The sequence below is a fragment of the Streptomyces sp. NPDC030991 genome (assembly GCF_055571235.1).
This window is the reverse complement of the sequence record NZ_JBVIFR010000001.1, coordinates 411,635-422,122: the sequence shown is the minus strand read 5'-3', so window position 1 is coordinate 422,122 and position 10,488 is coordinate 411,635. Positions and strand designations below refer to the sequence as shown.

The 10,488-nt window shown below is 74.5% G+C and carries 9 protein-coding genes; 4 read left to right on the top strand and 5 right to left on the bottom strand.

The window, feature by feature from the left end; translation table 11 throughout:
* Window positions 1-142: 142 nt before the first annotated feature.
* On the bottom strand, window positions 143-433 hold the full coding sequence (locus ACZ45E_RS02070; RefSeq protein ID WP_468216009.1) for a tetratricopeptide repeat protein: 291 nt from the start codon (window positions 431-433) through the stop codon (window positions 143-145).
* A 423-nt stretch (window positions 434-856) separates the two neighbouring features.
* On the opposite strand from ACZ45E_RS02070, the gene ACZ45E_RS02065 reads away from it, so the two are divergent.
* Together ACZ45E_RS02065 and ACZ45E_RS02060 are read left to right on the top strand one after the other, a co-directional pair.
* Window positions 857-4,051, top strand: coding sequence for an amidohydrolase family protein (locus ACZ45E_RS02065; RefSeq protein ID WP_468215342.1), 3,195 nt, complete (start codon window positions 857-859; stop codon window positions 4,049-4,051).
* Window positions 4,052-4,129: 78 nt separating this feature from the next.
* Window positions 4,130-4,957 carry an N-formylglutamate amidohydrolase gene (locus tag ACZ45E_RS02060; protein ID WP_468215341.1) on the top strand — a complete coding sequence of 276 codons (828 nt, stop codon included), beginning with the start codon at window positions 4,130-4,132 and terminating at the stop codon, window positions 4,955-4,957.
* A 125-nt stretch (window positions 4,958-5,082) separates the two neighbouring features.
* Here the strand turns inward: ACZ45E_RS02060 and ACZ45E_RS02055 are convergent, their stop codons facing one another.
* The 3 genes from ACZ45E_RS02055 to ACZ45E_RS02045 form a co-directional block, all read right to left on the bottom strand.
* Window positions 5,083-6,246, bottom strand: a complete 1,164-nt coding sequence (locus ACZ45E_RS02055; protein ID WP_468215338.1) for an alpha-hydroxy-acid oxidizing protein — start codon at window positions 6,244-6,246, stop codon at window positions 5,083-5,085.
* 79 nt (window positions 6,247-6,325) lie between these two features.
* On the bottom strand, window positions 6,326-7,204 hold the full coding sequence (locus ACZ45E_RS02050; protein WP_468215337.1) for an alpha/beta hydrolase fold domain-containing protein: 879 nt from the start codon (window positions 7,202-7,204) through the stop codon (window positions 6,326-6,328).
* On the bottom strand, window positions 7,201-7,758 hold the full coding sequence (locus ACZ45E_RS02045; protein WP_468215334.1) for a quercetin 2,3-dioxygenase: 558 nt from the start codon (window positions 7,756-7,758) through the stop codon (window positions 7,201-7,203). The genes ACZ45E_RS02050 and ACZ45E_RS02045 overlap by 4 nt, the downstream gene beginning before the upstream one ends.
* Window positions 7,759-7,878: 120 nt before the next feature.
* On the opposite strand from ACZ45E_RS02045, the gene ACZ45E_RS02040 reads away from it, so the two are divergent.
* Complete coding sequence (locus ACZ45E_RS02040; protein ID WP_468215332.1) at window positions 7,879-8,337, top strand: MarR family winged helix-turn-helix transcriptional regulator; 459 nt, start codon at window positions 7,879-7,881, stop codon at window positions 8,335-8,337.
* Here the strand turns inward: ACZ45E_RS02040 and ACZ45E_RS02035 are convergent.
* On the bottom strand, window positions 8,315-9,589 hold the full coding sequence (locus tag ACZ45E_RS02035; protein ID WP_468216007.1) for a phytase: 1,275 nt from the start codon (window positions 9,587-9,589) through the stop codon (window positions 8,315-8,317). The genes ACZ45E_RS02040 and ACZ45E_RS02035 overlap by 23 nt on opposite strands.
* Before the next feature lie 204 nt (window positions 9,590-9,793).
* On the opposite strand from ACZ45E_RS02035, the gene ACZ45E_RS02030 reads away from it, so the two are divergent.
* Complete coding sequence (locus ACZ45E_RS02030; protein ID WP_468215330.1) at window positions 9,794-10,447, top strand: GntR family transcriptional regulator; 654 nt, start codon at window positions 9,794-9,796, stop codon at window positions 10,445-10,447.
* The last annotated feature ends 41 nt before the right edge of the window (window positions 10,448-10,488 follow it).

Genomic DNA, 10,488 nt, shown 5'->3' with positions numbered 1-10,488 from the left:
GTGGGGGTGGGGGGGGGAGATGGGGGGGGGTGGGGGGGGGTGCACGCCCGCCTCCCCCCCCCCCCCCCCCCCCACCACCGGCCTCCCGGGCCCCGGCCTCCCGGGCCCCGTCGTCCGGGGCCCCGTCGTCCGGGGCCCCGGCTCAGTCCTGCGGGAAATCCCCGGCGAGGGCCGCAGCCATCCGCAGATGCGGCGCCGCCTCGGCGTCCCGGCCCTGGCGCTCCAGCGTCCGCCCGAGCATCAGCCGGGCGTAGTGCTCGACCGGGTCGCGCTCGACGATGATGCGCAACTGGGCCTCGGCGCGCCCGAGCTGGGCCGAGTGGTAGTAGGAACGGGCGAGCAGCAGACGCGGACCGACCTGCTCGGGGACCTCCTCGACGAGACCGTCCAGGATCCCGGCGGCGGTCGTGAACTCCTTCGCGTCGAAGAACATCCGCGCCCGCTCCCAGCGCTCCGCGGCCGTCCCGTGCGTGTAGTACTTCTGCTCCACGGTTGCCTCCTTCGGGGCCGTCAACGGGGAGGGCGTACGGCATATTCCCGGGGCCCTTCGCCGCAGGTCGCCCGGGCGCCGTGGGCATGCCGGGTCGCGGCAAGGTTCCGGCCGTACTGGCGCGGGTCGGTGACTTCCCCTGACCGTGCCCCTATGTTGCTGGGGGTCTCCCGTCCGCCTTGCGCGCTTTCCGGTCCCTCACCCGCCCTGCGCCCCCTCCGGCCCTCACCCGCCTCGCGCACTCTCCAGCCTCCCGCACTCCTCCTGCTCCCTCGCCTCGCCTGCTGGGTCCTCGCTCGTCTGCTGGTTCCTCACCCGCCCCGCGCATCCTCCGGTCCCGCACACCCTTCGTGCCCTGGGAGCCTCATGGACATCACCCGCCTCTCCGGTCCCGCCCTCTCCCGCCGTCGCTTCCTGCAGACCACGTCGGTCACCGCCGGTGCGGTCGCCGCGGGCGCCGCTCTCGACCCGGGCGCCGCGGCGGCCGCCGCCCGGCCCGCCACGCTGTCGTTCACGGCGGCCACCAACGGGGCCGCCACCCTCGCCCCGTCCGGCGACCGCCTCGTCGCCGAGATCCAGAACATCCTGTGGTCGATCCCGCGCGCGGGCGGCGCCGCGACCGCGCTCACCGCCCCCGAACTGGAACCCACCAGACCGCAGTTCAGCCCGGACGGCAGCCGCCTCGTCGTCAGCGCCTACCGGGGCGGCGGCTTCCACCTGTGGCTCCTCGACGCCGACGGGAGCAGGCCGCGGCAGCTGACGGACGGCCCGTGGGACGACCGAGGCCCCGCCTGGTCCCCGGACGGCACCCGCGTCGCGTTCGCCTCCGAGCGCGGCGGCGACCCGGTCACCGGCAGCCCCTACCGCGTCTGGGTCATCGACGTACGGGACGGAACGCTCGCCCGGCTGACCGGCCTGCCGGGACAGTCCGGGCCCGGGCAGGGCGGCGCCTGGGAGGACTTCGACCCGACCTGGTCGCCGGACGGCACGCGCGTGCTGTTCGTCCGCGCCGTCGTGACCGCGGCCGGCACGCTCCAGGCCTCGACGGTCGCCTCGGTGGCCGCCGACGGGGCCGGGCCGGTCGTCACCGAGCGGAGCGACGACTCCGGGGCCCAGATCATGACCCCTGCCGTGTCGCCCCGCGGCCGCCTGGCCCATCTGCGGACCACCCCGGCGCCCGCCGCGAGCTGCACGCTCGTCGTCGACGGGAGGCCCGTCGCGGTGCCCGGCGACCTCGCTCCCGTGCCGCCGCGCTGGACCGGTGACGACGCTCTGCTCCTCACCGTCGACGGCACGTTCCGTATCGTCCGCCCGGCCGCGCCCGGGGACGGCGAAGGCATCCCCTTCACCGCACGGCACACCGTCGACCGGCCCCGGTATCGCGTCAAGCGCTACGACTTCGAGGCCGGGGGAGTGCGCCCGGTGCGCGCCCCGCACCTGCCCGCCCTTTCGCCCGACGGCCGCTCGGTCGCCTTCGCCGCTCTCAACTCCCTGTGGGTGGGCGCCACTTCGGGTGGCCACGCGCCCCGCAGAGTCGTCCGTGCCCCGGTGACGCGGTACGTCCTCACCCCGGCCTGGACCCCGGACGGCACGGGGCTCGTCTACGCCGACGACCGCGCGGGCCTGTTCTCGGTGCGCCGCCACGACCTGGCCTCCGGCGAGGAGACCGTCCTCGCCGAAGGCGGCCGGGTCTTCCCCGCCCTCTCACCGGACGGCACCCGGCTGGCCTGCCTCGACGTGTCCGGCAACCTCCTGGTCCGCGACCTCGCCGCGGGAACGGAGCAGCTCCTGGCGAAGCCGCTGGGCGGCGGCGGTCTGCCCGGCAGACCCTGCTGGTCGCCGGAGGGCCGGTACGTCGCCCTGTGCGACCGGGGCCGCCTGAACCAGCGCTTCCGCGAGGGCTACAACCAGATCCGCGTCGTCGACACCACCACCGGCAAGGCGGCCCTGCACGCCGTCGCCCCGCACGTCTCCCTGGCCGACCGGTACGACTCCGGGCCCGCCTGGTCCCCCGACGGGCGCACCATGGCCGTCGTGGTCGAGTCCGCGCTGTGGCTGCTGCCGGTGCGCCCCGACGGAACCCCCGACGGGCCGCCCCGCCAGGTCACCGAGGAGGCCGCGGACCACCCGAGCTGGGCGGCCGACGGCCGCCACCTGCTCTACCTCGGCGCGGGAAGGGCAGGCGGGAAGCTCCGGCTCCTGGACGTCATCCACGGCACCGCCCGCACGGTCCGGATCCCGCTCGACCAGCGCCGCCCGCGCCCCGCCGACACCGTGGTGCACGCCGGCCGCCTCTGGGACGGCACCGGCTCCACAGTCCGCGACGACGTCGACATCACCATCGAACGCGGACGCGTCACCGCCGTCGCACCGCACCGCGCGACGCACCGGCCCGCCGTCCACCGCGTCGACGCCGCCGACCGTACGGTCCTGCCGGGCCTCTGGGACTCCCACACCCACCCCTGGCAGTCCACCTACGGAGGCCGCCAGACCGCGCTGCAACTCGCGTACGGCATCACGACCGCCGTCTCCCTGGGCGGGTTCGCCTACGAACAGGCCCGCATCCGGGAGGCCGTGAACGCCGGGGCGCTCGCCGGGCCCCGCCTGCTGGCCACCGGCGAACTCCTGGACGGCGCCCGCGTCGCGTACAGCATGGGCCGCGCCCACCGCACCCGCGCCGGGCTGCGCCGCTCCCTCGACCGGGCGGCCGCGCTCGACTGGGACTTCGTGAAAACCTATGTCAGGGCGCCCGGTTGGATGATGGCGGAGGCGGCCCGCTTCGCCCACGAACGGCTCGGAGTGCGCAGCGGCAGCCACCTGTGCACACCGGGCGTACAGCTCGGCCAGGACCTGACGACCCATCTGCAGGCGACCCAGCGACTGGAGTTCGGGCACGCCACGACCGCGACCGGCCGCGCGGGCCAGGACGTCGAGGAGATCTACACGCACGCCGGGTTCCACCTCGTCGCGACGCCCTTCACCGCGGCGCCGCTGCTCGGCGCCGACCCCGCGCTCGCGGACGACCCGCGCGTCACCACGCTGATGCCGCCCTGGGACACCGCCGTCGTGGACCAACTGGCCGGCACACCGCCCACCGGCGCCCAACTCGCCACGCTGGCCCGGGAGACCGACGTCTACCGGCGCGTCCTGGCCGCAGGCGGCCTCATCGCCCTCGGGACCGACCAGCCGCTGGTCCCGGTCGGCCTGCACCTCCATCTCGCCCTGCGCGCCCTGCACCGCGGCGGCCTCTCCCCGGCCGCGGCCCTGCGCACCGTGACCGTGCTGCCCGCGCGGGTCTTCGGCGCGGACGCGGACCTGGGCACCGTGGAGGAGGGCAAGCTCGCCGACCTCGCCTTCGTCGACGGCGACCCGTTCACCGACTTCGACGACCTGGTCCGTACGACCTCCGTACTCCGCGGCGGCATCCCCTTCCGACAGGCCGACCTGGTCGGCGCGTTCGAACCGGTGACCACGACGGCCCGGACGGCCGGGGCGCGGCACGACTGGCTGGAGGTGGGCCGCCACATGCGCCGGGACGGCTGCTGCGACCCCGGCTCCTGAGGGCACCGGCCCGGGACGCCCCCGCCCGGGACGCGTACCCCGAAGCACACGCCTCGCCGTGCGGGGGAGAGTAGGGGCATGCACACCACGCTCAGCCCCGCCCCGTCGCGCGACGACGGGCCCGCCCACCGTCTCGTACCCGGCGACCCGGCCTCGCCGGTCCTCCTCCACGTCCCGCACGGCTCCCGCGCCGTCCCCGCGAGCGTCCGCGCCGGGCTGCTGCTCGACGAGGCCGCTCTGGAGCGGGAGTTGGACCTCATCACCGACGCCCGTACCCAGGACATCGCCGAACAGGCCGCGCGGACGGCGGCCGTGACCCCGTGGCGTTTCGTCAACGAACGGTCCCGGCTGGTCGTCGACCCCGAGCGGTTCCCCGACGAGCGGGAGGAGATGCGCGCGGTCGGCATGGGCGCCGTCTACACCCGCACCACCGGGCGGGCGCCGCTGCGCCCCGAGCCGCCCGCCGACGAGGCCGCGCTCCTCGCCACGTACTTCCACCCCTACGCGGCGGCCATGACCCGGGCCGTCGAGGACCGCCTCGCGGCGACGGGCCGGGCCGTGATCATCGACGTCCACTCCTACCCGAGCCGCGCCCTCCCCTACGAACTGCACGGCACGGACCCGCGCCCGGCGGTCTGCCTCGGCACCGACGCCTTCCACACCCCGGACGCCCTGCTCGCGCGGGCCCGGGAGGCGTTCGCGCCGCTCGGGGAGGTCGGCCTCGACACCCCGTTCGCCGGTACGTACGTGCCCCTGCGGCACTTCGGCCAGGACACCCGGGTGAGCGCCCTCATGCTGGAGCTGCGCCGGGACGTCTACCTCGACGAACCCGTCACCCCGCACGACGGCCTGGCGAAGGCCGCGGCGTGTCTCGCCGAGCTGATCGAGGCGGTGCGGTGTGCCTGAGGCGAGTGCGGCCGAGACCGCGCACACCCCGTCCCCGTACATCGTCGTGTGCGCGGCCGGGGTCGCCGATGGGGTCATCGACGGAGCGGCCGGCGCGGGTCACGGCGGGTGGCCGGCAGAGCCGGTCAGGATGGGAGGACGGTGCGGAGCGATTCGGGTGTGAGGTCCGCGAGCGTCGGATAGCCGTCCACCGCCATGATCAGGTCGGCCTCGGCGAGCAGGGTGCGCAGGACGTGGACGAGGCCGTCCTCGCCGCCGACGGCGAGCCCGTACGCGTACGGCCGCCCGACCCCCACCGCCGTCGCGCCCAGGGCCAGCGCCTTGACGATGTCGGCGCCGGAGCGGACGCCGGAGTCGAAGAGGACCGGCATGCCGTCCGCGGCCTCGACGACGCCGGGCAGCGCGTCGAGCGCGGGCAGCCCGCCGTTGGCCTGCCGGCCGCCGTGGTTGGAGCAGTAGACGCCGTCCACGCCGCCGTCGCGGGCCCGGCGCACGTCCTCCGGGTGGCAGATGCCCTTGAGTATCAGCGGGAGATCGGTGAGCGAGCGCAGCCAGGGTAGGTCGTCCCAGGTGAGCGGGTTGCCGAAGAGACCGACCCAGGTGGAGACGGTGTCCGTCGGGTCGTCGCTCGGGACCAGCGCGCGGAACCGCGGGTCGGACGTGTAGTTGGCCAGGCAGTGGCCGCGCAGCTGCGGGAAGTTGGAGGTCGACAGATCGTGCGGGCGCCAGCCGGTGACCCACGTGTCGAGGGTGACGACGATGCCCTTGTAACCCGCGGCCTCGGCCCGCTCGACGAGGCTCCGGGCGAGCTCCCGGTCGGTCGGCGTGTACAGCTGGAAGAAGCCCGGGGTGGACCCGGACGCGGCGGCCACGTCCTCCATCGGGTCCACCGAGAGCGTCGAGGCGACCATCGGCACACCGGTGCGGGCCGCGGCCCGGGCGGTCGCCAGGTCGCCGTGCCCGTCCTGCGCGCACAGCCCGATCACGCCGACCGGCGCCATGAACAGCGGGGAGGGCAGCCGGAGTCCGAACAGGTCCACCGACAGGTCCCGCCGGGCCGCGCCGACCATCATGCGGGGCACCAGCCCGTACCGTTCGAACGCCCGCACATTGGCGCGCTGCGTGTGCTCGTCGCCCGCGCCGCCCGCCACGTACGACCACACGGACGCGGGCAGCGCCGCCCGCGCCCGCTCCTGGAGGGTGTCGAACTCCATCGGGAGTGTGGGGACGACACCGCGCAGTCCGTCGAGGTAGATCTCGTACTGGTAGTCGCCGAACTGCGGGCTCATCGCACACCTCGTCATCGAAGTCCTGAACTGGGGGCCCGGACCGGGTCCCGGTCCGGCGCGCCCCAATCTGCCAGCACTTCTACGTCCGGGAAAGCGCGAACTCCAGGGAAGCGGTGAAGATCCCCTCCACCTCTTCTCCGTCGATACCGACCCAGCCGTGCTGGGCCCCGGGCACCGTCCGCAGCTCGGCCGGCGCGCCTGCGGCCCGCAGCGCGGACGCCAGTGCCTGGCCGTGCCCGCAGGGCACCATGGTGTCGTCCTCGCCGTGCACGATCAGGAAGGGCGGGGCGCCCGCGTGCGCCTGGTGCACCGGGCTCGCGTCGGCGGCGCGCTCGGGCACCGCGGCGGGAGCCGCCCCGAGCAGCAGGGCCTCCAAGGTGTGCGGGTCGGCGGGGTCGAACGGGGCTCGCGCGGTCGTGAGGTCCGCGGGCCCGTACCAGATGACGGCCCCCGCGAGCGGCGGCGCGGTGTGCGTGAGGGCGAGGAGCGAGGCCAGGTGGCCGCCCGCGGACTCGCCCCACACGACGGTGCGCCCCGGGTCGATGCCGAGCTCGTCCGCGCGGAGCCCGAGCCAGCGCAGCGCGGCGCGCAGGTCGTCGAGCGGAGCGGGGAACGTGGCCTCGCCGCTGAGCCGGTAGTCGACGCAGGCGACGGCGAGTCCGGCCGCGGCGATCCGCTCGAACGGCCCCGGCAGCCAGTCGCGGGTGCGTACGCCCATGTCGTCCCGGCGCCCGCGCCGCCACGCCCCGCCGTGCACGAACAGCACCAGGGGAGCGGGGATTCGCCCGCCCGGGCCGGGCAGCCACAGGTCGAGCTCCAGCGGGCGGCTGCCCTCCAGGGCGCCGTAGGGGACACCCCGCAGCTCGCGGACCCCGGCCGCGCGTTCGGCGGCCGGCGGCAGGGGCGCGACGTCCGGGTGCGGGGCGGCGATCAGCCCCCGCAGCTCGTCCGGCGTCACGAGGTCCGCCACTGCTGGTCGGGCAGGAAGCGGACGTCGTACTTCTGCGGCACGGTGCCGAACTTGTGCGGCTCGGGGACGAACGGCCGGTGCGGCATGCCGTGCTCATCGGCCGGGGTGCCCAGCGACTCGAAGAACCGCTCGAAGGTGCCGCCGGGGCCGGCCGCGACGCCGACGATCTGCGTGTGGTGGCGCTCCATGCGGTAGGCGTGCGGGCAGTTCTTCGGTACGAAGCCGAAGTCGCCCGGCGTCAGCAGGCGCTCGGTCTGCTCGCCCTCGGTGTCCTCGACGAACAGCCGGACCGCGCCCTGCGTCACGTAGAAGACCTCGTACGTGTCGGCGTGCAGGTGCGCCGGGATGATGTCGCCCTTGGGGCCCTCGCAGGTGAAGAAGTTGAAGGTGTTCTCGGTCTGCTCGCCGCCCGCGTAGACGGTGATCAGATCTCCGAACAGATGGGCGCGGTCGCCCTCGCCCTTCTCGATGAAATACGGCTTCCCCGGCTCGGGCGGGATGCGGGAGGCGTCCCGGTAGCGTGTCGCGAACTCGATGGTCATGACGTGCTCACCTTCATCTATGTCAGGTCGCCTGACGATGTACGTCAGGTAGCCTGACATGTGTCACGGGAGGCGGGCAAGTGTCCCGGCCGAAGCCGTGTGCGAGAGCGCGAGGAAGCGATGACCGGGATCCGACGTGATCTGCCGCAACTCCTGGGCGAGGCCAGACGCTGGTTCGAGGAGGGGCTGGTCGCGGAGTTGGAGGGCGAGGGCGTGCCCGCGGTGACGCCGCCGCAGGTGCAGTTGTTCGCCGCGCTCGACGAGGACGGGACCACCGTGGCGGAGCTGGCCCGGCGGATGGGTGTGACCCGGCAGACCGTGCACCAGGCCGTGCACTCCCTGGTCGCCGCCGGGCTGCTCGAACAGGTGCTGGACCCCGCCTCGGCGCGGCAGCGGCTGATCCGCCGCACCGCCGAGGGGCGGCGCGCCCACGAGCGGGCCTGCCGCGCCCTGGACCGGCTGGAGGAGCGGCTCGCCGCACGCCTCGGCGCGCGGGCCCTCGCCGCGCTGCGGTCCGTGCTGGAGGCGCCGTGGGGCGAGCCGCCCGCTGCTCAGGTCAGTCCTCGACCGCGTCCATGACCTTGCCCAGGTCGACGAACTTGAAATCGGTGGAGACCCGCTCCGGATCGCCCGGCGCGTCGTGCCCGTCCTGTACGACCAGGAGGCCGTGCGGGTAGCGGCGGCCGAGCGGCGCGTTGAGGGCGGCCGCGCCGTCGCACTCCTCGGAGCCGTCGAGCGCCGCCGACGCCGGGGTCACCCGGAAGCCGCCCTCGTACTCGTTGTCGTCGGACACCTCGCGGTCGTACGCCGCGAAGGTGTTGTCGCCCTGGCTGGAAGCGAGGAGCAGGCCGTCCCCGTCCTGCTCGGTGACGAGGGTCAGGCCCTCGACGTCCGCGGTGAGGTGCGTGCCGCCGAATCCGGGGTCGGCGCCCGCGGCGCACTCCTCGGTCGCCGCGTCGTAGGTGCCGGGGACCCCGTACTCACGCACCTTCTCGACCAGCTTCGGCGTGCCCGTCAGGTCGGCGCGCAGCCGCCAGATGCCGACGTCCTCCTGGCCCGCGTACAGCGTGCCGTCGGCGGGGTCCACCACCATCCCCTCGACCTGCGGGAGTTCACCGGGCTCGGCACACGGCGACCATGAAGTCCCGTTCGGCAGGCGGAAGGTGGCGGGCAGGTCGAGGGTGCGCAGGGGGCGGTAGCCGACGGTGCCGTCCTGCCGGGCGGTCAGCTCCAGCAGCGCGAGGCGCGTACGCTCCCGCTGGCTGACGAGGGCGTAGGAGCGGCCCGTCGTGCGGTCGGTCCAGGTGGCCAGGCCGTAGGCGGTGCGCTGCTCGTTGATCTCCTCCTGGGACGAGGAGAAGACCGCCGGCGCCTTCGGGTCGGTGACGTCCTTCAGGGGACCGCCGACCCGGTCGCGGTCGATGCGGTAGAGGCGCAGCCGGTCGCTGCCGCGGTCCGTGGTGACGGCGAGGTCCGACAGGCGCGCGCTGTGCACCAGGTCGACGTTGTTGAAGCGGCCGGGCGCGTCGCCGGGGCCCGGCGCGGCGGGCGCCGGCACCGACTGCACCTCACGCGCGTCCAGGTCGTACACGCGCAGGCCGCCCTGTTTGGCGGTGGCGATGACGAGGCTGCGGTCCGGGTCGGCGCTGTCCCGCCAGATCGCGGGGTCGTCCGCGTCGGCGTCGCCGCCCGCCGCGTCGTCGTGCAGGGCGGCCGTCTCGGCGCGGGGCGTCACGGCGGGCAGCGGGGAGGCGGCCGGCGCCGGGGTCGCGGCGGAGACGGTGAGCGCGGCGACGGCTGTCGCGAGGACCACCAGGGGCCTCCGGGAGATGACCACGAGGGAGCTCCTTTATGTCGGGAACATGACCGGATGCATCGTGTGATCTTGGCGTGAGGCGCAAGGGGGCGGTGGGTGGAGCGGGACTGTACGGGAGCTGAACTCGCGATGCCAGGGGCGGAGAATCTGCAAACAAAATCGTTGACAATCTTGTTGGCCTAGATTTAGCGTCGACAGGCACTCACTCAGGGAGGGCAGATGCCGAAGGAAGCCCGTCCAGGCTCCGGAGAGCAGGCCAAGCAGTACGCGCTGGAGCGGTTGCGGCAGGCGATTCTGCGTGGCGAGATGTCACCGGCCCAACGGCTGGTGGAGAACGAACTCGCCGAGCAGTACGACGTCACCCGCGCGAGCATCAGGGCGGCGCTGCTCGACCTCGCCGCCGAAGGACTGGTCGAGCGGATCCGCAACCGCGGATCGCGAGTGCGCGTGGTCACGGTCGAGGAGGCCGTGGAGATCACGGAGTGCCGGATGGCGCTCGAAGGGCTGTGTGCGGCGAAGGCGGCGGTGGACGCCACCGAGGCGCAGCTCGACGAGCTGACCGACCTCGGCAAGGCCATGGCCAAGGCGGTCGGCGCCGGCGACCCGCTCTCCTACTCCGAGCTCAACCACGAACTGCACGCCCGCATCCGGGACATCTCCGGCCAGCAGACGGCCGTCGGTCTCCTGGAGCGTCTCAACGCCCAACTGGTGCGTCACCGCTTCCAGTTGGCGTTGCGTCCGGGGCGTCCGCAGCAGTCCCTGAGCGAGCACCTGGCCGTGATCGAGGCGATCCGCGCCAGGGACCCGCAGGCGGCCGAACGGGCCGTCCGCGCCCACCTCGGCAGCGTGATCGACGCCCTGCGCGCCGGCTGACGCCGCCCGGGCGGGCGCACCCCCGGATCCAAGGAGACACA

What these genes read in the sequence shown, in the direction of transcription:
- ACZ45E_RS02065 (WP_468215342.1), top strand. Translation starts at nt 857, where the DNA reads ATGGACATCACCCGCCTCTCCGGTCCCGCCCTCTCCCGCCGTCGCTTC.
- ACZ45E_RS02070 (WP_468216009.1), bottom strand. Translation starts at nt 433, where the DNA reads ATGTTCTTCGACGCGAAGGAGTTCACGACCGCCGCCGGGATCCTGGAC.
- ACZ45E_RS02045 (WP_468215334.1), bottom strand. Translation starts at nt 7,758, where the DNA reads ATGACCATCGAGTTCGCGACACGCTACCGGGACGCCTCCCGCATCCCG.
- ACZ45E_RS02055 (WP_468215338.1), bottom strand. Translation starts at nt 6,246, where the DNA reads ATGAGCCCGCAGTTCGGCGACTACCAGTACGAGATCTACCTCGACGGA.
- ACZ45E_RS02030 (WP_468215330.1), top strand. Translation starts at nt 9,794, where the DNA reads ATGCCGAAGGAAGCCCGTCCAGGCTCCGGAGAGCAGGCCAAGCAGTAC.
- ACZ45E_RS02060 (WP_468215341.1), top strand. Translation starts at nt 4,130, where the DNA reads ATGCACACCACGCTCAGCCCCGCCCCGTCGCGCGACGACGGGCCCGCC.
- ACZ45E_RS02040 (WP_468215332.1), top strand. Translation starts at nt 7,879, where the DNA reads ATGACCGGGATCCGACGTGATCTGCCGCAACTCCTGGGCGAGGCCAGA.